At 66.2% G+C, this 20919-nt stretch carries 21 protein-coding genes; 9 read left to right on the top strand and 12 right to left on the bottom strand.

All coding sequences use genetic code 11. The features are described from left to right. Window positions 1-212: 212 nt before the first annotated feature. On the top strand, window positions 213-2603 hold the full coding sequence (opgC, locus tag AC4BCK_RS19440; protein ID WP_490566934.1) for an OpgC domain-containing protein: 2391 nt from the start codon (window positions 213-215) through the stop codon (window positions 2601-2603). A 55-nt stretch (window positions 2604-2658) separates the two neighbouring features. Here opgC and AC4BCK_RS19435 read toward each other — a convergent pair whose 3' ends face one another. The 4 genes from AC4BCK_RS19435 to AC4BCK_RS19420 all read right to left on the bottom strand — a co-directional run bounded on the left by AC4BCK_RS19435 (window position 2659) and on the right by AC4BCK_RS19420 (window position 4959). Then, a complete protein-coding gene (locus tag AC4BCK_RS19435; RefSeq protein ID WP_363957903.1) occupies window positions 2659-2973 on the bottom strand; it encodes a hypothetical protein in 315 nt (104 codons plus the stop codon). 25 nt (window positions 2974-2998) lie between these two features. Then, a complete protein-coding gene (locus AC4BCK_RS19430; RefSeq protein WP_174176183.1) occupies window positions 2999-3256 on the bottom strand; it encodes a hypothetical protein in 258 nt (85 codons plus the stop codon). A gap of 242 nt (window positions 3257-3498) precedes the next feature. Continuing rightward, window positions 3499-3963, bottom strand: coding sequence for a pyridoxamine 5'-phosphate oxidase family protein (locus AC4BCK_RS19425; protein ID WP_251424000.1), 465 nt, complete (start codon window positions 3961-3963; stop codon window positions 3499-3501). Between the two features lie 66 nt (window positions 3964-4029). Next, window positions 4030-4959: an aminodeoxychorismate lyase gene (locus AC4BCK_RS19420; protein WP_363939274.1), complete on the bottom strand. Its 930-nt coding sequence runs from the start codon at window positions 4957-4959 to the stop codon at window positions 4030-4032. Between the two features lie 99 nt (window positions 4960-5058). On the opposite strand from AC4BCK_RS19420, the gene cls reads away from it, so the two are divergent. After that, a complete protein-coding gene (gene cls, locus AC4BCK_RS19415) occupies window positions 5059-6531 on the top strand; it encodes a cardiolipin synthase (RefSeq protein ID WP_490566933.1) in 1473 nt (490 codons plus the stop codon). Between the two features lie 12 nt (window positions 6532-6543). Here the strand turns inward: cls and pabB are convergent, their stop codons facing one another. The 7 genes from pabB to AC4BCK_RS19380 all read right to left on the bottom strand — a co-directional run bounded on the left by pabB (window position 6544) and on the right by AC4BCK_RS19380 (window position 12775). Next, window positions 6544-8586: an aminodeoxychorismate synthase component I gene (gene pabB, locus AC4BCK_RS19410; RefSeq protein WP_490566368.1), complete on the bottom strand. Its 2043-nt coding sequence runs from the start codon at window positions 8584-8586 to the stop codon at window positions 6544-6546. A 16-nt stretch (window positions 8587-8602) separates the two neighbouring features. Further along, window positions 8603-8725, bottom strand: coding sequence for a type B 50S ribosomal protein L36 (gene ykgO, locus AC4BCK_RS19405; protein ID WP_011693081.1), 123 nt, complete (start codon window positions 8723-8725; stop codon window positions 8603-8605). A 63-nt stretch (window positions 8726-8788) separates the two neighbouring features. Next, window positions 8789-9910, bottom strand: a complete 1122-nt coding sequence (locus AC4BCK_RS19400; RefSeq protein ID WP_490566367.1) for a GTP-binding protein — start codon at window positions 9908-9910, stop codon at window positions 8789-8791. Window positions 9911-9972: 62 nt separating this feature from the next. Next, on the bottom strand, window positions 9973-10512 hold the full coding sequence (locus AC4BCK_RS19395; protein ID WP_310113351.1) for a low molecular weight protein-tyrosine-phosphatase: 540 nt from the start codon (window positions 10510-10512) through the stop codon (window positions 9973-9975). 113 nt (window positions 10513-10625) lie between these two features. Next, a complete protein-coding gene (locus AC4BCK_RS19390; RefSeq protein WP_490566366.1) occupies window positions 10626-11249 on the bottom strand; it encodes a LysE family transporter in 624 nt (207 codons plus the stop codon). Between the two features lie 103 nt (window positions 11250-11352). Continuing rightward, on the bottom strand, window positions 11353-12171 hold the full coding sequence (locus AC4BCK_RS19385) for a methyltransferase domain-containing protein (protein ID WP_174176198.1): 819 nt from the start codon (window positions 12169-12171) through the stop codon (window positions 11353-11355). Window positions 12172-12241: 70 nt separating this feature from the next. Continuing rightward, window positions 12242-12775 (bottom strand): MarR family winged helix-turn-helix transcriptional regulator, encoded by a 534-nt coding sequence (locus AC4BCK_RS19380; RefSeq protein WP_364408403.1) that lies wholly within the window; start codon window positions 12773-12775, stop codon window positions 12242-12244. Between the two features lie 197 nt (window positions 12776-12972). Between AC4BCK_RS19380 and AC4BCK_RS19375 the strand changes: the two genes are divergently transcribed. The 7 genes from AC4BCK_RS19375 (at window position 12973) to AC4BCK_RS19345 (ending at window position 20422) form a co-directional block, all read left to right on the top strand. Then, complete coding sequence (locus AC4BCK_RS19375; RefSeq protein WP_490566365.1) at window positions 12973-15165, top strand: MMPL family transporter; 2193 nt, start codon at window positions 12973-12975, stop codon at window positions 15163-15165. A gap of 48 nt (window positions 15166-15213) precedes the next feature. Beyond that, a complete protein-coding gene (locus tag AC4BCK_RS19370; RefSeq protein WP_363940109.1) occupies window positions 15214-15510 on the top strand; it encodes a hypothetical protein in 297 nt (98 codons plus the stop codon). Between the two features lie 269 nt (window positions 15511-15779). Next, on the top strand, window positions 15780-17657 hold the full coding sequence (gene dnaK / locus AC4BCK_RS19365; protein ID WP_490566364.1) for a molecular chaperone DnaK: 1878 nt from the start codon (window positions 15780-15782) through the stop codon (window positions 17655-17657). 2 nt (window positions 17658-17659) lie between these two features. Beyond that, window positions 17660-18361, top strand: coding sequence for a nucleotide exchange factor GrpE (locus AC4BCK_RS19360; protein WP_251423964.1), 702 nt, complete (start codon window positions 17660-17662; stop codon window positions 18359-18361). 78 nt (window positions 18362-18439) lie between these two features. Further along, complete coding sequence (locus AC4BCK_RS19355; RefSeq protein ID WP_174176209.1) at window positions 18440-19411, top strand: DnaJ C-terminal domain-containing protein; 972 nt, start codon at window positions 18440-18442, stop codon at window positions 19409-19411. A gap of 15 nt (window positions 19412-19426) precedes the next feature. Continuing rightward, window positions 19427-19852 carry a heat shock protein transcriptional repressor HspR gene (locus AC4BCK_RS19350; RefSeq protein WP_066279799.1) on the top strand — a complete coding sequence of 142 codons (426 nt, stop codon included), beginning with the start codon at window positions 19427-19429 and terminating at the stop codon, window positions 19850-19852. A 183-nt stretch (window positions 19853-20035) separates the two neighbouring features. Further along, window positions 20036-20422: a hypothetical protein gene (locus tag AC4BCK_RS19345; RefSeq protein WP_174176355.1), complete on the top strand. Its 387-nt coding sequence runs from the start codon at window positions 20036-20038 to the stop codon at window positions 20420-20422. 52 nt (window positions 20423-20474) lie between these two features. Here the strand turns inward: AC4BCK_RS19345 and AC4BCK_RS19340 are convergent, their stop codons facing one another. Then, a complete protein-coding gene (locus AC4BCK_RS19340) occupies window positions 20475-20915 on the bottom strand; it encodes an arsenate-mycothiol transferase ArsC (RefSeq protein WP_363960397.1) in 441 nt (146 codons plus the stop codon). Between the last annotated feature and the right edge of the window lie 4 nt (window positions 20916-20919).

Below are 20919 nucleotides of genomic sequence, written 5' to 3'. Positions count from 1 at the left end.
CGACGGCGACACCACCTGGGGTGCCCGGGCGCCAGGTGCCTGCCGCCCGGGTCAGGCCGATAAAGTTTCTGCAGGGGCCGCCGCCCCGCTACTGGAGAAATCAGTCCCTGGGGGTCTTCATCATCACGCCATCCGCCGCCGCGCCCACACGTCCCGCCCGGAGCCGCCGGCTGCAGCCCCTCCACAGGGTGGCCGCGCTCCTCGCCGCCGTGATGATGGCCGTCCTGGCGGTGGTGGTGCCCGCCGGCTCAGCGCAGGCCGCCCGAAACTTCACGGAGGAAGGCAAGCCGCTGCTGGGCGCAGTCCTCGAATGGGGAGAGGACACCGCCGGCGGCTTCTCCGAAAGGCTCGGGGCATCCCCCGCAATCTTCGGACACGACATCGCATTCCCGTTCCGTGCCTCGGAGGAGAACGATATCCGGGAGTTCCTGGAGCAGTCCGCCGGGCAGGGTGCCCATGCGATGCTCACGGTGAGGCCTGCCGTCCCGCTGGACCAGGTCACCGCTGGCGCTGCCACAGCCTTTGCCGGGGAAGTGCGCCGGATGCAGGGGGATTTCAAGGGCCAGTTGCTTATCCGCTTTGCGCCGGACATGAATACCAGCTGGGTGGAGTGGGGGCAACAGCCTGGCGACTACCGGGAGGCATTCCAGGCGGTGGCGGCGGCGTTTCGGGATGGTGGTGCCCGTGGCAGCTTTGTCATGGTGTGGGAGCCGTACCTGGGCAAGGACTACCCCTTTGACCGGAACCGGAATGCGCCCGGGCCCGGCAGCGAAGGCTTCAACCTGTTGGATACCAATGGCGACGGCACCTGGAATGGCTCCGACAAAGCCTATGAACCCTACTATCCGGGGGACGACGCCGTGGACTGGGTGGGCCTGACTGCCTACCACGATGACACCGCAGGGGGCGCCGCCGTCAACACCGTGCCCCGAGCCGGTGAGCTGCAGGAGATGCTGACGGCCTCCGGCGGGGAGAGCTTCTACGGGACATATGCCGCGGGGCGGGACAAGCCCTTTATGCTGCAGACGTCCGCCTTCTACAGCCCGTCCTCCGGAGGCGCCGCGGAAGCGGAGATCAAGAACGGCTGGTGGGACCAGGTCCTGGGCGTTGCCGGATCAGCCGACTTCGCACTGACCGGGGCAGTGGTCTGGGACGAACGCACCAGCACACGGGACACCGGGGTGGCCAGCATCGACTGGCGGCTCACCGGAAACGCCGGCATCGCGGACGCTGCCCACAGCCGGCTTGAGGACGCGCCCATCGTGACGGGGCCTGTTACCGATGTCAGTTCGGGTCCCGGGTTCGTGAGGTCCAACACGCTTTCGGGGGCTGCAGCCTGGACCGTTGGGGCCGCGCTCATCATCCTCCTGGTGGCGCTGTGGCAACTCCCCGCCAGGCTGGGTGCGGTCACGGCGTGGGGCTACAGCGACCCTTCCAGCAGGGACTCACGCGTGGACCTGCTCCGTGGCCTGGCCATCGTGTTCGTGGTGGTGAACCACCTGGGCATGGTATCGCTGTTCCAGCTCCTGACCCAGGAGGCGGTGGGCTTCGTTTCGGGTGCCGAGCTGTTCGTTCTGTTCTCCGGCCTGGTGGTGGGCATGGTGTACGGGCCCAGGGCGAAGAACGATTTTGGAACGGTGGTGGACCTCACCTCGCGCCGGGCAGGCAAGCTCTACGTAACGGCGCTCGTGGTGCTGGTGGGCGTCTTCCTGATGTCGCTGCTGCCGGCCTTCCGGACCGACGCGCTCACAACCTTCGTGGACCAAGGCACCGGCGGAGCGGGACACGAAGGGGCAGGACGCACCTACGACCTTTACGCGGGCATGGAAACGCTGTTCCAGTTTCCCGTTCCGGCGCGGGTGCTTCCCGCCATCCTGCTGCTCCAGTTCGGGCCCTGGCAGTTCAACGTGATGGGCCTCTACGTGGTGCTGCTGCTGGCCAGCCCGCTGATCCTGGCCGCCCTCAACCGCGGCAAGGCTGTCTGGGTGCTGGCGGCATCGCTGGCCGTATACGCGGTGGGTACAGTGACGCGTTTCCGGCTCCTGCCGTCACAGTTCGAGGATTCCTTCCCCTTGCTGGTCTGGCAGGTGCTGTTCGTCATCGGCCTGGCGGCCGGGTTCCACCGGCGGAGCATCGTGGCCTGGCTTTCATCGCATACCGGGGTGGTGGTGGCCTGCACTGCCCTGGCCTTCGCGTTCGCCTTCGTATCCTGGGGCAACCCGTACCTCGCCAACGGGTATGACGTCCGCCTTGCCATCATTCCGGACACCGCATACCGGGCCATGTACGACCTCTTCTTCGGGCGCACCTACCTTGCCCCGGGCCGGCTGCTCAACGTCCTGGTCCTGGTGGTGGCGGCCTATGCCTTCCTCACCGCGTACTGGAAACCGGTACAGCGCGCCCTGGGCTGGTTCCTGGTCCCGTTGGGCCGCGCCACCCTCTATGTGTTCATCATGCATGTGGTTCTCATCGCCGTCATCGCCAACATCCCGGCCCTCCAGCAAGAGAACATCCTCATCAACACCCTGGCCTACGCCGTGGTGCTGGGGATCCTCTGGGCGATGGTGCGCACGCGGTTCCTGTTCAAAATCATCCCCACCTGAGGATGCCCCGGCCACCGCAGCCCGTGCGCTCCTGCCGGGGGCTGACGCGCGGTGCTCAGGAGTGCGGCAGGATCAGCTGGTGGAGCAGGTGGTCCACCCAGTAGCCCAGATTGGCGCTGAGGAAGGGGCCGCGGACGATTCCCGTCAGCGTCACTGCCACCACCACGCGCCCGGTTCGCTGGCCTGCGCGCACTCTGCCTTCGCCGTCGTCCTCTTCTTGGACTAAGACCCAAGGGGCTTCGGTGCCCAACGCGTGCTGTGCGAGCTTGGCGCGGATGGTGACCGCCAGGTGCCCGCTGGTGAAGAAGCTCCGCAGAGTCCCCGGATACAGGAGCGGCGTGGACCCCGTGCCGGAAAGCACGTGGTCCACGCCGTGACCTGCCTGCTGCGGCTTGTTACACGAGCCCGGGGTAGCTGGCCAGGATGTAATCGGCGGCAGCGGGGCCCTTCATGCGCAGCCCGTTGTGGCCGGTAGCAATCCTGCGGTGGCTCATGGCGGCCCAGAACTCGGATTCCGGTCCGGGCTTCTGCTGGTTGATGAAGCACCAGCTTGTGTACAGGCCGTACAGGCGGTCGCGGTCCAGCGTGGATTCCGAGGCCTGGTCGAGGTAGGTGGCTTCTTTGAGAAAGAGGTCGAACTGCGAATGTGCCAAGACGGCTTCCCTTCGCTAAGTGCGGTGGTACTGCCGTTCGGCTACAGCAGCTAACCTCAATGCCGTGCACGGGGCAATGGAGTGTGGATGAAGGTGTCACTGCCGCATCTACAATGTAGACTTTACCCGTAGACAACCAATCTAGCAAGCGTCTGGATTATCCATCCCCAACCGTCAGCCACCGTCCGCAACTGCCCATCCGGCGCCGCAAATTTCCTGCCGCCGGAAAGCCTTGGAAGCACCTATTCAAAGGAAGCGCGGCGCTTGTCTTGAGCGCGGGTGGCCCAAACATCCGGGCGGTTCACCTTGAAGCGGCGGCCCGTCAGCGCGCGGGCTGAGAGCCGGATGTAGTTCGCTTTTTCGCCCGGCTGCCACGGCTCAAGGCCCAGGCTGTCCACGGCGTCCTTGTCCGCCTGGTCCTCGATGACCTGGGTGTCCCCGCGCAGCACCACGCTCCACGCCTCTTCGGTGTGGGGATCGTAGCCGTCGATTTCCAGGGCTGCAGGGCGTTCGGACAGGGCGCTCCACAATTTGGTGACGCCGGCTGTCCGGAAGGCGATGCTTCGGCGGTGCACCACGTAGTTGATCGGGAAGATCTCGGGGTGGCCGTCAACCACCACGGCAAGGCGGCCGACTGTGTCATTGGCCAGGAGTTCCCAGCATTCGTCAAAGGTCAGGGTGCCATCCGGCTGCGTCTGCGAGTCCATGAACCACACCTTACGGCCACTGTCCCTGCGGAACCTAGAGTGCAACGGCCCGAATCACGGGCCGTCCTACTGGATGCCCGCGAACAGCTCGTTCAGTTCCGCCGTGAGCTCCTTCTGCACGGACGGAGTGCCGACCGGCTTGCCGTCGATGTGGTTGACCGGCGCCAGCAGGCGGACGCTGGAGATCAGCCACACAGCGTCGGCGTCCAGCAGGTCCTGGGGCTCCAGCGGGCCGTATCCCAGTTCCCAGCCGGCTGCCTTGGCTGCGGTGAACAGCGCCCCCTGCGACGTTCCGGGCAGGATCCCGCTGTCCAGCTGGGGCGTGATCAGGCGCTTCACTGACGTGCCGTCGTCGGCCTTTTCCACGTGGGCCAGCAGCACGGTGGACGTGGGACCCTCCAGGACCCTGCCGTCCGAGGAGATGAAGATGACGTCGTCCGCGCCCTGCTTGTGGGCGTGGCGCAGGGCGGCCATGTTGACGGCATAGGAGAGTGTCTTGGCGCCCAGCAGCAGCCAGGGTGCGCGCTCGGCGGCGTCGCTGTCGTAGCCGCGGTCCAGGAGGATCACGTCGATCCCGGTTTCGCGCTGCCGCCGGGCGCCTGCGCCCACAGGCGAGACCTGGACCCAGCAGTTGGGTGCGGCTGCGCCCTCCGCGCCGCGGGTCACCACGAGTTTCACCACCAGTTCGTCCCCGGCCCCGGCCGGGGCCGGGTTCTGGACCCGGTGCTCGGACAGTGCGGTGGCAATGGCGCGGCGCCACTCGTCCTGCCCCGGAATGGCAAGGTCAAGCGCGTCTGCGGAGCCGGCCAGGCGGTCCAGGTGGGCCTGGATTTTCCGGACGTTGCCGCCCACCGCCAGCATGGTCTCGAAGACGCCGTCGCCCCGGGTGGCCCCCTGGTCCGTCACCATCAGCTGCGGCTGCGAGGCGTCAGCCAGCCGGCCGCCGGGGAAGGCGGGATCCAGGAAAACGAGAACCACGGGCACAGGAGAGGTCATGGGTCCAGCTTAGTGCGGCACCCCACCGATAAGCTGGGCGGAGTGCCCCGGCCGGAAACCGTCCGCCGGAGCTCATTTTTCCGGGGGTTATCTCACGTGTTGTGGCCATTTTCGCTTGCCGGCACCGCTCCAGGGTGGGTGGTTGTGGTGCTGGGTATCGCCGACCTGGTGATCAGGGTGCTGGCTGTGGGCATCATTCCAGGCAACAGACGGCCCACCACGGCCATGGCCTGGCTGCTGGGCATCTTCTTCGTCCCGTTCGTGGGCATCATCCTGTTCCTCCTGTTCGGCAACTTCAAACTGTCCAGCCGCCGGCGGGAGCAGCAGCAGCAGGTCAACGAAAGGGTGCGGGCCGGGATCTCGTCCCTTGCCGACGTCGAAAGCGACTACCCGGGCCCTGAGTGGGTCAAGTCCGCCGGGGAACTGAACCGCAGGCTGGGGTCCCTCCCCATGGTGGACGGCAACTCGGTGGACCTCATCCCTGGCTATCCGGATTCCATCCTGGAAATGACCAACGCCGTCCGCAAGGCGAAGAAGTTCGTCAACGCCGAGTTCTACATCATGAGCACGGACCATATAACCGACGAGCTCCTGACGGCCATGGAGGAAGCGGCGGAACGGGGCGTGGAAGTCCGCGTGCTGTTCGACCACATCGGCACGCTCAGGGTGCCGGGCTACAGGAAACTGCTGAAGCGGCTGCGCGCCGGCAAGATCCAGTGGAAGCGGATGCTGCCGCTGCTGCCCATCCATGGCCAGTGGCGCCGGCCGGACCTCCGCAACCACCGAAAGATCATGGTGATCGACGGCGAAATTGCCTTCACGGGGTCGCAAAACCTGATTGAGCCTTCCTATAACAACCCCCGGCACCGCAAGGCAGGCCGGGAATGGGTGGAGCTGATGGCCTGCCTGCGCGGGCCCATCGTCACCACGCTGAACGTTGTTTTTGCCACCGACTGGCTCAGCGAAACGGACGAATCGCTGGAGCACCAGCTGCAGCTCCCGGCCAACCCGGAGCCGGGGAACGTCACCGCCCAGGTGGTTCCCAGCGGCCCGGGGTTCATCACCGAGAACAACCTGCGCCTGTTCAACACCCTGATCTACTCGGCCCAGCACCGGATTTCCATCTGCAGCCCCTACTTTGTGCCGGACGACTCCCTGCTCTATGCCATCACCACAGCTGCCCAGCGCGGCGTGGAGGTGGAGCTGTTCGTGTCCGAGAAGGGCGACCAGTTCCTGGTGCACCACGCCCAGCGGTCCTACTACGAGGCCCTGCTGGAGGCCGGCGTCCGGATCTACCTCTACAAGGCCCCGTTTGTGCTCCATGCCAAGCATTTCACCATCGACGACGAGGTGGCGGTCCTCGGCTCCAGCAACATGGACATGCGCTCCTTCTCCCTGAACATGGAAGTGTCCGTGATGCTGCTGGGCGAGGACATCGTCACCAAGATGCGGGCCGTGGAGGACACGTACCGGGACATCTCCCACGAGCTCAAGCTGACGGACTGGATCAACCGGCCCCTGGCGGCCCGCTACGTGGACAACGTGGCCAGGCTGACCGCCACCGTCCAGTAAGAACTCCTGTGGTCAGGCATCCGGGAAGTCCGCTCCCAGGGTGGAGAGGACGCCGAACGCCTTGGTGCGGATTTCCTGGTACTCGTCCTCCGGATCTGAATCCGCGGTGATGGCACCGCCGACGCCGAGCGTCAGTTCCGCCGTTCCGTCGCCCCGGGCGTTGATCACCAGGGTCCGGATCGCAACGGCGAGGTCCGTGGCTCCATTCAACGAAAAGTAGCCGATCGCTCCCGAGTAAACCCCGCGGGCGGCGCCTTCCAGGCCGTCCAGGATGGCCATGGTGCTGATCTTGGGTGCGCCGGTCATGGATCCGGCGGGGAAGCAGGCGGCCACGGCCTCGGCCCGGGAGGAACCGGGCTTCAGCTGCGCGTCAATGGTGCTCACCATCTGGTGGACGGTGGCGTAGCTTTCAATGGCGCAGAGCCTGCTGACGGTCACCGAGCCGGGGATGGCGAAGTGGCTGAGGTCATTGCGGAGCAGGTCCACGATCATGATGTTTTCGGCGCGGTCCTTCAACGCTGTGGCAAGGTCCGTGCGCAGCCGGGCGTCCTCCGCGGGGTCGGCAGCCCGGCGGCGGGTTCCCTTGATGGGCTCGGCGCGCATCCCGCCGTCGGCCGCGATCTTCAGGAAACGCTCGGGCGAGGTGCTGGCCACCGTGAGGCTGCCCAGGCGCAGGTAACTGGCAAAGGGTGCGGGATTCCTGCGGCGCAGCGCCAGGTACGTGGGCCATGGATCCAGGGCATCTGCCGGAATGTCCGCCGACAGGGCAGTGGTCAGGCAGACCTCGTAGGAGTTCCCCTCGCCGATCTGGTGCTGCGCCGCGGAGATTTTGGCCAGGTACTCCGCGCGGGTGTCCCGGCTGCGGAACGCCGCCGCCGCCGGGAGCACGACGCCGGTGCTGCCGCCGGCTTGCGCTGCCGCCCCGGCGGTTTCCACGGCGGCCCGCGCCTGGACCAGCCAGTCATCGGCGTCGGGGGCGTCAAGTGCCAGGAGCCAGGCGGCTCCTTCCGCATGGTCCAGGACCACGGCCCTGCCGGCGAAGATGAGCGCGGCATCGGGGGTGGGGGCGGGAAGGTCGGTGCCGCCGGTCTCGCGCTTGAGTTCGTAGCCCAGGCAGCCGAGCCAGCCGAGCGCGAAGCCGCCGGGGTACGCCTTGGGAATCTCAACGGCGGAGAGCCCCCACACGGTGTCCAGCCAACGGAAGAAGGGGCCCTGCACGGTGGCGGTGGCGCACCCCGCGCTCAGCAGGCTGTGGCCTGAACGGTGCGTTACCGACTGGCCGAACGTGCCGCCGTCGTCAGCCATGATGCTGAAGCGGCTGCGCTCCGCAGCCTCCGGTTCCGGGACACCCGCGTTCGAGGAGTCCAGCCAGACGGCGTTGGCCGAGCGGCCATACAGGGAGCCGAAAAGTCCCGCGGCGTCCGGACGGACGTCCAGCCGTTCCGCGCGGAGGCGCAGTCCCCGGCGCGCCGAAAGTTCCGGCGCCAGGGCAGGCGCCAGCGCAGGAAGGTAGGGGAGGACCTGCAGCACGTCAGCCGGTGCCGAGCCGTCGGCGGGGTTCAGCACGCGGACATCGGCATCAAGGGGGACCTTGTCCGCCGCGAGCCATTCCTCTTCCTGCGCCGCCCACTGGTCCCAGAACGGCTCATAGGTTCCGCCGTCCCGGTCCAGCGCACGGGTCCGGCGCACGTCGTCCGGAGCCTCGGCCCAGATCACCGCGCTCAGCAGGGGGCGGGCTGCGGCTGCCGCCGCCCCCACGCCCTCCACAATGACGATCTCTGCCGGAAGCGTCACCCGGGATTCGCCGTCGTCATGGTTCTCCCAGTCCCAGCAGACCCAGGAGGCGGCCTCCCCGCGGCTCAGGGGCGCGAGCACCGTGGAAACATACCTCTCGATGCCTGTCGCGAGTCCATTCCAGCCGGGGTATATGTCCTCGAGATGAAACAGGGACACCTTGTGGTGGGCGCGCAGCCTGGCGGCCAGTTCGACGGCGAGCGTCGTCTTCCCAGCGCCGGAACGTCCGTCAATGGCGATGATGACGGGGGCTGGGCTCATGGAGTAGAGCGTACCTTTATCCCTGCCGGGCTTTCATCCGCGGGTTCTTCTTATTGATCACGAACGTACGGCCGCGGCGCCGGACGATCTGGGCTCCCGGGATCTTCTTCAATGCGCGAAGTGAGTTGCGGACTTTCATGATGTGCTCCTGGTGGGTGGGTTGGATTGTTGGTACTGGTTGGGGAAAAGAAGCTCAGCCGGCCTATTCAAGGCCGAAGGGGTCGTGCAGGTTCTTGCCTGATGCCAGTTCCTCGTCCGTGAGCTGGCAGGAAGTGAGGAGGTGCCCAAATTCCGCAGCGTCGAGGTCCTCGCCGGTGGCCGTGATAACCGTGGCGGCAGGTGCCGGCATTCCGTTGCCGGCCGGAACTCGCGTGGCGGGAACGTCGTCCCACGCCCCGGTATTCTCGAGCCAGATACGGGGGCCGACGCCCTGGATGGCAATGCGGCACTCCGGCGCCGAGGCAATCCAGAGGTGGCCGCGCACCACGCAGCAGCCTTCTGCCAGGGTTGCCAGGGCCTGCCGGAAACGTCCGGGGTGCAGTGGCCGTTCGACGCGCTGGACAACCGTCGTGAACGGCGAAGCATTCCGGGTTCCTGCGCCCCCGGTCCGTTCTGCGTCCGTCCCAGGCACCGTTCCGGAGGGCACTGTTCCGGGGGCAGTCCGGGCCAGTGAGCCCAGGTAGTGGTGACGTCCCGGGCGGACCTCCTTCGCGCTGGCCGCCAGATCCGCGTGGGGCGCAAGCTGCCGGACCAGGTGCAGGCCCCGCTCCCGGCCCTCCGGGTCCGGTGGCACGATCTCCGGTTCGGTCACCAGGACGGTGTCCGCAAAGGCCAGTTCGCCGATGAGGCATTCGCCGGGCGTCCGCTCATCCTCCACCATCGGCGTGAAGCCGGATTCGTACAGGGTATGGGCGTCCCAGATGTGGTCCTCCAGGGCATCCGGAGCCAGCGCGAGGATCACAGAAGAGACGGTGGCACGGTCCGCGAGTTTTTCGTTGAGCGCAGTGATGGCGGCGTGCGCAGGGGTAGCCGGTGCCAGCCCGACGATGATGGGACCAGGGGTTCCCTTGCCCGGGCTGTCCTGGATGAGGCGTTCAATGCCGGGCACCAGGTCCAGACGGACGGCGCAGCTCAGGCATCCGTGCTCCAGGAAGGACTCCCCGCGTTCAATCTCGCCGGCCCCGGTAAAAGTCCGCCGGACCACCGTCCCGTTTTCCAGCAGGTCGTGAAGGACCACGATGCTTCCGGGGCGGGCAGCCGCCAGGTCCTCGCAGGCCTGCTGGCGGCAAAGGGCATCCAGGGAAGTGACAACGATGAGCTCCATGCGCCCAGACTAGTTGAGAATCATTCTCAATTACAAACCAAGGTCGTGTGCCGGACTTTGGGTCAGCGGTCCTGCCGCTGCAGTTCCGCCCTGCCCAGGACTGTGGACTTGATGTGGTCCACGATTCCGGGGAGTGCTGCATGGATCTGGTGCCAGACGGCGTCGAAGTCCGCGTGTCCGCCGTACCAGGGGTCCTCGATGCCCTGGTCCAGGAGGTCCAGGCCGGCCATGGCGGGATCGAAGCTGCGGAGCATGCGGATCTTTTCCAGTGACTCCTGGTCCGGAGCGGCTTGGCTGAGCCAGGCGTAGTGGTCGATATCCAGCGCAAGGATCAGGTCCCTGGACCGGAACCAGTCCAGCTCCCATTCGCGGGCGATGTGTTGCTCTGATCCAAGCTGGGTGGCCGCGAGCCTGCGGGCGGCCCGGGGGTCAATGGGGCGTCCGGCCTCATAGCCCGTGGTTCCTGCCGAGTCCACCGTTACTAAACCGTCCAGCCCCTCGCGTTCAAGGGCCGCGGCGAGCATGAGCTCAGCCATGGGGGACCGGCAGATGTTGCCGGTGCAGACGGCGATGACGCGGTATGGGCTCGACGCTGAGTTCATGAAACTAAGCATGCGCGCTATCGGCCGGATTGGCCAGAGATCACATTCATATTGCGTGACGGATTTGTAAATAGGTTTTCTAATTCCGTCACGGTAGGTACTTGAACGGGGCCCTAGTGCCTTACGGCCAGGAGGATGCCGACGCCGACAAAGAGCACCCCAAAGACCTTGCTGAGGACCATTTGTCCACGCGCCGAATGCGTAAACCGCTGGAAGGACCGGGCGGCTGCCGCGAAGAAGAACCACATCACCAGGATGTCGATGCCGATAATCGTGGCCGTCAGCACGGCGTACTGGGCGAGGAGCGGCTGTTCAGGCCTGATGAACTGGGGCATGAACGCCAGGAAGAAAATGATGGCCTTGGGGTTGAGCAGGTTTACCCACAACCCCCGGCGGAAGATGGACCAGGCAGGTTCGTTCCGGAGGGCGGCGGATTGCTGCTCTTCGACATTCGGCTTGCTCAGGAACTGCCTGATGCCCAGGTATACCAGGTAGGCGGCGCCGGCAAAGCGGATGACGTTGAAGGCGACGGGAGAGCTTGCCACCAGGACGCCCACGCCGAGCGCCACGATCACCACGTGGATCACCAGTGCTGCCTGTTGTCCCAGGATGCCCCAGATGGACCGGCGGAACCCGGCATTCAGGGAATTGCTCATGGTGTTGATGGCTCCGGCGCCGGGCGTGAAGCTGATCAGTGTTCCGGCGCCCACCAGGGCGAGCCACAGGGAGAATTGCACCATCCAAGTTTAGTGGCCGTTGACGCCGCCTCATGACCTGTTTGCCCTGCTTGCGGGCCATAACTGCCGTGCTGCGAGTGCGGCCGCCTGGACAAGTACCGGCTCAAGCCCGGGCGATGACCTCACCGTTGGGGATCAGGAACCAGCCGTCGTCGGTGGAACCCCAGCGGTGCCACCCGGCCGAGATCCGGGCCAGGTCAGCGGGATTGGCGAAGCCGTATTCCAGCGCCTGCTCCGCGAAGGCGGAATGAAGCACGCGTTCCCCCCACACGCGCGCCTGCCACCGCCGCTGCTGGCTTGTGGCATAAAGCCAGTTGCTGCTGGAGGGTGCCACGTCGCTAAAGCCGGCCGCCTGCGCCCAGCTGACCAGCCGGCGGCCGGCGTCGGGTTCCGCCCCGTTGCGCCGCGCGATGCGCTGGTAGAGCTCCATCCACTCGTCCAGTTCCGGAATGGCGGGGTACCAGCTCATGCCGTGGAAATCGGCGTCGCGCACGGCAACGATGCCGCCGGGCTTGGCGACCCGCCGCATCTCACGCAGCGCCTCCACGGGGTCTGTAAGGTGCTGGAGCACCTGGTGGGCGTGGACGACGTCGAACGTCTCATCATCAAAGTCCAGGTCGTAGATGTTGCCAGCCATGAACTCCACGTTGGAAACCTCGCGTTCCATGGCGAGCGCCTTTGCCTGGGCGATGATGTCCGGTGACCGGTCCAGGCCCGTCACCTTGCCCGGCGCCACCAGGACGGCGAAGTCGCAGGTAATGGTGCCCGGGCCGCAGCCGACGTCGAGCACGCTGGCTCCGGGTGTGAGGTGCGGCAGGACGAACGCTGCCGAATTCTCGGCGGTCCTGGCGGCATGGGCGCGGACCACGGATTCGTGGTGGCCGTGCGTGTAAACGTCGTCTTCAGGCTGCTGCGCACTCATAACCAAACGCTACCCCCAACCAGGTAGCAGCACGTGTCCTTTTGACCCTCAAAACGACATGTGCTGCTACCTAGTTGGGTGGGGCGGGGGTGTCCGGCCGGCCGGCGGAAGACTCTTCGCGCGCAGCGACCGTGGCCTCCACCATGGCGGTCATGAACCGGGTGACAGTCTCCAGCTCGTCAGCCGAGAACCCGGCCATGGCGCTGCCCATCTGGCGGGCCAGCGGAGCGAAGATTGCGCCGCCCTCCTGGAAGGCCTTGGGCGTCATGATGAGCTGGACCTGCCGGCGGTCCGAACTGTGCCGCTCACGTGTCACGTGTCCGGAATGGTCCAGGCGGTCAATGAGGGCGGTGGTGGCGGGGGAGCTGAGGTGCAGTTCCTTCCGCAGGAGCCCCGGCGTGACCACGTTCCCCTTGGCGGTGTGGCGCATGATGACGGCCAGCGCGTTGAGGTCTGTCCGGTGCATGTCCTTGCGGCCGCCTGCCGTGTCCACGTAGCGGTTGGCTTCGAGTGTGAATTCCTGCAGGAGGCGGACCAGGGGGTGGGGCCCGCCCGCAGTCCCGGGAGGGCCGCCCTGCGGTGCCGGGCCGGTGCCTTCTGCCATGTCCACCTCCCGGTTGTCTCTTTGCCTGGCTGGTCGCAGTGCAACCGCGCGTTGCGTACTGACGGATATTACTTCAGCGGCTGGGGCCCCTGGCTATCGGTGGAATCCATAAAAAGCTAGCCAGCCGCTTATCTCTATGATGGAGATACTCTAGTATGGAACCAACTCTACTCCCCGCCCGTCGTCCGGAAGGCATCATGAAACACAAATCCTCAGGAACGGAGCGCGTCCCGTTCTGGCTGCGCTGGCTGCTCCCCGTCATCCTGGTCCTGACGTGGCTGGCGCTCGCCGGCGTCGGAGGTCCCACTTTTGGCCGTCTGGAAGAGGTTTCATCCAACGACCAGGCTTCCTTCCTGCCCGCCAGCGCCGAGGCCACGGCCGCCCAGGACTGGCAGGCGAAGTTCCGGGACTCTGACGAAGTGCCCGGCGTAATCGTGATCGAGAGTGACGAGGCCTTCACCCCGGCCCAGCTCGGGGAAGTGGCGGGCCTCAAGGCGGAGCTGGAAGGGCTGCAGCTTGGCAGCGCAGTGGTGGGCCCGATTCCTTCCGAGGACGGCAAGGCGGTCCAGTTCATCGCGCCGATCGACTCGTCCTCGGAGGTCAAGGAGGCCGTCCAGGAGCTGCGGGACACCGTGGCAGAGTCTGCGCCGGCAGGAATGCAGACCTTTGTGACCGGTCCGGCCGGACTCGCGGCGGACCTCACGGCTGCCTTCGCCGGAATTGACGGAATCCTCCTCCTGGTGGCCCTGGCCGCCGTGTTCGTGATCCTCCTGATCGTTTACCGCTCCCTTCTGCTGCCCATCATGGTGCTCCTGACCTCCGTCTTTGCGTTGTGCGCGGCCATCCTGCTGGTCTTCGGCATGGCCAAGGCCGGGTGGATACAGCTGAACGGCCAAAGCCAGGGCATCCTGTCCATCCTGGTCATCGGCGCGGCAACGGACTATGCACTCCTCTACGTGGCACGGTTCCGCGAGGCCCTGACCCACACCGCCAACCGCACCGCGGCCGTGCTCACCGCCTGGAAGGCATCCTTCGAGCCGATCCTGGCCTCCGGCGCCACCGTGATCATCGCCCTGCTGTGCCTGCTCTTCTCCGACCTGAACTCCAACAAGGCCCTTGGCCCCGTGGCTGCTGCCGGCATTCTTTGCTCCCTGTTCGCAGCCCTCACGCTGCTGCCGGCGCTGATGGCGCTCCTGGGCCGGGCGGCATTCTGGCCGTTCCGCCCCAAGCTGGTCCCGGCGGAAGACCGCGAACCCGAACTGGTGACGGGGCTGGAGGGCCAGAAGGGACTGTGGCGGGCCACCGGATCCCTGGTCTCCCGGCGCCCGCGTACGGTGTGGATCGCCTCCGTCCTGCTGTTGCTGGTAGCGTCGGCCGGCGTCCTGCAGCTCAAAGCCAACGGCGTCCCGCAGACAGACGTCATCCTCACCGCCTCCAACGCCGTGGACGGCCAGGACGCCCTGGCGCGCCACTTCGACGCCGGCAGCGGCAGCCCCGCCGTCGTGGTTGCGGACCAGGGCAAGGCACAGGAGGTCCTTAACACGGTAAAGGCGGCCGACGGCGTAGGGGACGCCTACCTGCTGACCCAGGGCAGCGTGCCCATCACCGGGGCTCCCGGCGCTCCCAGCGCTCCCGACGTCCGCGACGGCAAGGTGCTTATCAACGCCACCCTGAACTCCGCAGCGGACTCCCTGGAGGCCGAGGAAGCGGTGAAGGCCCTGCGCGAGGACGTGAAGGCCGTGGACCCGGACGCCCTGGTGGGCGGCGTGACCGCGACGGCACTGGATACCAACACCACCGCCCAGCGTGACCTGGTGATCATCATCCCCGTGGTCCTGGTGGTCATCCTCTTCATCCTGATGCTGCTGCTCCGCTCCGTCCTGGCGCCGGTGCTGCTGGTGCTCTCGGTGGTGCTCTCCTATGCGGCAGCCATGGGGGTTTCGGCCTTCGTGTTCAACAACATCCTCGGTTTCCCGGGCGCTGATGCCACTGTTCCGCTGTTCGGTTTCGTGTTCCTGGTGGCGCTCGGGGTGGATTACAACATCTTCCTCATGAGCAGGGTCCGTGAGGAATCTCTGAAGCACGGCACCCGTCCGGGCATTCTTCGCGGCCTGGGCGTCACCGGCGGGGTGATTACGTCCGCCGGCGTGGTCCTGGCTGCCACCTTCGCCGCCCTGGGCGTCATCCCCATCATGTTCCTGGTGCAGCTGGCGTTCATTGTGGCCTTCGGTGTGCTGCTGGACACCGTGCTGGTGAGGTCCCTGCTGGTGCCCGCCCTGGCGTACCACATCGGCCCCGGCATCTGGTGGCCCAGCAAGCTGGGGCGGCAGGAGGTTGAGGAACGCCCGGACCGGGATGAGGCCCTGTTGGCCAAAACGCCTGCTGGATAGACTGCACATGCGCCCGCATGGACGCGGAACTCAAAGGAGAGATGCACCATGACCGAGAACCAGGAATCCCCGGCCGAGCAGCCCCGCAAGGGAAGCACCGCCCCCGGGCTGGAAGGCGAGGGCGGGCAGTACGTGGACGGTGACTACGGTGATGCCGGGACTGTGGGAGAGCCCGCCGGGAACCTTGAGGACGGCGAGTACCCGGACGGGGACTACGGCGACGCCGGGACGTCCGGTACAGCCCGGGAAGCCGATGCAGTCCGGGACGGGGCCGCGGACGGCCAGGTGAACACCACCTCGGAGGAAGGCGGTCCCCTGCGCGGCGGCCGGGACAGCGACAGGTAGCGAGGCCGCAAAAGCAGCACCGCAACACGCAGCAGCACGGCGGCGGGTTCTCCAACAGCGAAAACGGAGATCCGCCGTCGTACGCGTTTAAGCGGCGTTAGCCGCGTGATTGCTGGCAGCCTGGCGGATCCCTGAAGCTGGAGGCAGGCAAAGTTGAGCGCACATCACTCAACTTCGTATTGACATCAATCGTGTGCTGAGTAAAGTTGAGTGCAGAACGCTCAATACGAGGGCGCCAACCAGTTTCCAAGGAAAGAAGGAAGCAACACATGTCACGTGCAGTAGGTATTGACCTCGGAACCACCAACTCCGTCGTCTCCGTTCTCGAAGGTGGCGAGCCCACCGTTATTGCCAACGCCGAGGGTGGCCGCACCACGCCGTCCGTCGTTGCATTCTCCAAGTCCGGCGAAGTCCTGGTGGGCGAAGTCGCCAAGCGCCAGGCCGTCAACAACATCGAGCGCACCATCGCCTCGGTCAAGCGCCACATGGGCACGGACTGGACCGTCAACATTGACGAGAAGAAGTACACCCCGCAGGAAATCTCCGCGCGTATCCTCATGAAGCTGAAGAACGACGCCGAGTCCTACCTGGGTGAAAAGGTCACCGACGCTGTGATCACCGTTCCGGCGTACTTCAACGACGCCGAGCGCCAGGCAACCAAGGAAGCCGGCGAGATTGCAGGCCTGAACGTCCTGCGCATCGTCAACGAGCCCACTGCCGCAGCCCTGGCCTACGGCCTGGACAAGGGCAAGGAAGACGAACTCATCCTGGTCTTCGACCTCGGCGGCGGAACCTTCGACGTCTCGCTGCTGGAAGTCGGCAAGGACGAAGACAACTTCTCCACCATCCAGGTCCGCGCCACCGCCGGTGACAACCGCCTGGGCGGCGACGACTGGGACCAGCGCGTCGTTGACTACCTGCTCAACCAGCTCAAGGTCAAGGGCATGGACCTGTCCAAGGACAAGATCGCCCTCCAGCGCCTCCGCGAAGCCGCTGAGCAGGCCAAGAAGGAACTCTCCTCCTCCACCAGCACCAACGTCTCCCTCCAGTACCTGTCCGTCACCCCCGACGGCCCGGTCCACCTGGACGAGCAGCTGACCCGCGCCAAGTTCCAGGACCTCACGAAGGACCTGCTGGAGCGCACCAAGAAGCCGTTCCACGACGTCATCAAGGAAGCCGGCATCAAGCTCTCCGACATCGACCACATCGTGCTGGTGGGCGGTTCCACCCGTATGCCCGCCGTGTACGACCTGGTCAAGGAACTCGCCGGCGGCAAGGAACCGAACAAGGGCGTGAACCCGGATGAGGTTGTGGCTGTTGGCGCAGCGCTGCAGGCTGGTGTCCTGAAGGGTGAGCGCAAGGACGTCCTGCTGATCGACGTCACCCCGCTGTCCCTCGGCATCGAAACCAAGGGCGGTGTGATGACGCACCTGATCGAGCGCAACACGGCCATCCCCACCAAGCGGTCCGAGACCTTCACCACGGCCGACGACAACCAGCCGTCCGTGGCAATCCAGGTCTTCCAGGGCGAGCGCGAGTTCACCCGCGACAACAAGCCGCTGGGCACGTTCGAGCTGACCGGTATTGCGCCGGCTCCGCGCGGCATTCCGCAGATCGAGGTCACCTTCGACATCGACGCCAACGGCATTGTCCACGTGTCCGCCAAGGACAAGGGCACGGGCAAGGAACAGTCCATGACCATCACCGGCGGTTCCAGCCTCTCCAAGGAAGACATCGACCGCATGGTCCGGGACGCCGAGGAGCACGCAGCCGAGGACAAGGCCCGCCGCGAGGCAACCGACACCCGAAACACCGCCGAGCAGCTGGCCTACTCCGTGGACAAGCTGATTGCGGACAACGCCGACAAGCTGCCTGAAGAGGTCAAGACCGAGGTCCAGGCCGACGTCGACAACCTCAAGAAGGCACTCGAGGGAACCGACGACGCCGCCGTGAAGTCCGCCTTCGAGAAGCTGCAGGCTTCCCAGGGCAAGCTGGGCGAGGCCATCTACGCCCAGGCCGGGTCACCGGACGGTGCCACCGGCGCTGCAGGTGCTGAAGGCGCTGCGGGATCAGCTGCCGGTGACAAAGCTGGCGACGAGGACATCGTTGACGCCGAGATCATCGACGAAGACGAAGCGAAGAAGTAGCCATGCCCCATCACGGTAACGAGGAAGAGCACACTTCCACCGGCCACGATCGCGCAGGCCAGCAGGGCGACAGCCATGAACCGGTCATCCGGGACAACCGCAAGGTCGACCCGGTGACCGGTCAGGCCCGGCACCCTGAAGGGGGCACCAGCTCCCACGGTGCAGGTCCGGCTTCCGGCACGGATTCCGACGGCGACGCCCTGGCCCAGGCTGAGGAGATCCTCAACGGCGTCGAGGTGCCGGCGGAAGAATCCGTCGCGCAGGGTGCCGCTGGAACGGGTTCGGCCAACGCTGAGGCGGCCGAGCTGCGGAACGACCTCCTCCGGCTGCAGGCCGAGTACGTCAACTACCGCAAGCGCGTTGAACGCGACCGCGCCGTGGCAGGGGAAATGGCCGTCATCGGCGTCCTGAACTCCCTGCTTCCGGTCCTGGACGACGTCGACGCAGCCCGCCAGCACGGCGACCTGGCCGACGGACCGTTTGCCGCGATCGCCGCCAAGCTGGAGAACGCGCTGAAGACGTACGGCCTGGTCCGCATCGACGAGACCGGCGTGGAGTTCGATCCCACGATCCACGAGGCCCTGATCCAGCAGCCTGGCGAGGACATCGAGGTTGACACCGTCAGCCAAGTACTCCGTTCCGGCTACAAGTCAGGAGAACGCGTCCTCCGCGCAGCCCAGGTCATCGTCGCAGTACCTGCGTAGCATTACCTTCGGTGGTTGAGCCGGCCGATTTCCGGTTGGCTCAACCACCGACTCATAACTTTTTGAAAGGAAACGCCATTGGCTAGCCAGGATTGGGTGGACAAGGACTTTTACGCGATCCTTGGTATCGCCAAGGACGCTTCCGACGCCGACATCAAGAAGGCATACCGGAAGCTCGCCAGACAGCACCACCCGGACACCAACGCGGGGAATGCTGCTTCGGAGAAGAAGTTCAAGGACATCTCCGAGGCCTATTCCGTGCTCTCGGATCCCGATGAGCGCCAGCAGTATGACGCCATCCGGGCCATGGGCAGCGGCGCACGGTTCGCCCCCGGCGGCGCCGGGGCTGGCAGCGCCGGGTTCGAGGACATGTTCGGTGGCCTGTTCACGGGCAACACCGGCCGGCACGCGGGCGGGTTCAACCCCTCCGCGGGCGGCATCCCGCCGGAGTTCGCTGACCTGTTCGGCGGCGGCTTCGGCCAGACCGGATTCCAGCGCACCCCGCAGAAGGGTGCGGACCGCACAGCCTCCACAAGCATTTCCTTCGCCGGTGCCATCCGCGGCACCACCATCGGCCTGCGGGAACCCAGCGGCGAAGTGATCGACGTCCGCGTGCCCGCCGGCATCAAGGACGGCCAGAAGGTCCGCGTCCGGGGGAAGGGCCAGCCCGGTGCCGCCGGCTACGGAGACCTGGTGGTGTCCGTCGCCGTCCAGCCGCATGCGTTCTACACGCGCGACGGCGACAACCTCCGCATCCACGTCCCCGTCACCTTCCCCGAGGCTGCTTTGGGAGCGGACATCGAGGTGCCCACCATCGACGGCGAAAAGGTGCGGGTCCGTGTGCCGGCCGGTACGCCGTCGGGCCGCACCCTGCGGGTCAAAGGCAAAGGCGTGAAGACGTCCAAGGGAACCGGCGACCTGCTGGTGACCATCGACGTCGCCGTTCCCAAGAACCTGAACAAGGAAGCCGAAGCCGCGGTCAAGGCGTTTGCCGAAGCCACGGCCGGAGCCGATGTCCGTGAGGGCCTGGCCGCCAAGGCCCGGTTGTAGCAGGGGAGGTGTGCTGTGGACGTCAGTGCTGACCAGCCTATCTTCGTGATCTCGGTCGCGGCTGAACTCGCGGACATGCACCCCCAGACGCTCCGGCAGTACGACCGCCTGGGCATCGTCTCGCCCAGCCGCGCTCCAGGGAAGTCCCGCCGCTACTCGCAGCGGGACATCAACATGCTCCGTGAGGTCCAGCGGTTGTCCCAGGAGGGCGTATCGCTGGAGGGGATCAAACGGATCCTGGAGCTGGAGAACCAGGTGGCAGCCCTGCAGAGCAGGGTTTCGGAACTGACCGAGGAACTTGGCCGGCGCCGGCAGCCACTGGACGCCCGGATCTTCGCAGCGGGCGCTGCGGGCGACGTGGTGAGCCTGGCGCGTGGCCAGCGTCCGCGCCCGCGGTCGCAGGCCGTGGTGCTGTGGCGGCCGCGTGCCATCGGCAGGTAAGTACCACCCCACGGGTACGGGCGGGAATTAGAGTACCCACTACTCGTGACCACCGGAGCCCCCGGAAACTTCAATGGAACCACTGCTGGATCAGCAGCAGTGTTCCAAAGTTTCTGGGGGTTTTTCCATGTGTGGTTTCGATTCTTGCCGCCCTGCATTTGAGGGGCACCGATGAGCCCGGGGATGGAGTCGGTGGCAGCGTTCAGCGGCTCGCTTCCCGGCCAGATGCTGCTGGCCATCGGACAGACGGTGGTGGTGGTGTGTGTCTGCTTTGACATGGTGCGCGCACTGTCCGTCCCCAGGTCCCACCGGCGCTACCTGGCCAGCACGGTCTTCCGTACCCTCGCGATTCCGTCCATCATCGTCAACGGGCTGACGGTTCTCATCGCCCTGGTGCTGTGGTCCTGGATCGACGTGGTCATGGGCATGTTCGTGCTGGTGGCCATCATCTTCCGCCTGCACCACGACAAGGACGAGGACAACTGGTGGAAGGGCAAGGGCAAGAAGCTGGCCCGCTGGGCACGCCGCCAGTTCGCCGGACGGACCGCCGCCGCCCCTGCGATGGGGTAGCGCGGAAGGCTGCAGCGGCTCGGGCCCCTGTGCGGCGGGCGAAGTCCTGTTCCTAGCCGGCTGTCAGCTCTTCATAGAGCTTCCGGACGCGCGACGTGATGTCGTCGCGCACCAGGCGCATGCGCTCCATCCCCTCGATGCCGCGCTCCGAGGGCTCGTCGGTTTCCCACACTTCGAAACGCGTTCCCTCCCGTGGCTCCAGTTTCGCTTCCGTCCCCAGCACGATCACCGCGTCCACGGCTTCCAGGACGTCCCCGGTAACAGGCTTGGGGTGTTCGCCGCTGATGTCGATGCCCAGCTCGGTGAGCGACTCCACGGCCTGGGGGTTCAGGGACTTTCCCGGTTTGGTGCCGGCCGAGTACACGGTGACCCTCCCGTTGGCCACCTGGTTCATCAGGCCGGCGGCGAGCTGGGATTTGCCGCCGTTCTTGCTGCAGACAAAGAGGACGGCTGGTGTGTTGGGGGCGGGGGCCTGGTGGCTCGGGTTGGACATGGCG

The organism is Pseudarthrobacter sp. As-47 (genome assembly GCF_058215595.1).
This window is presented reverse-complemented; position numbering and strand designations above follow the sequence as displayed.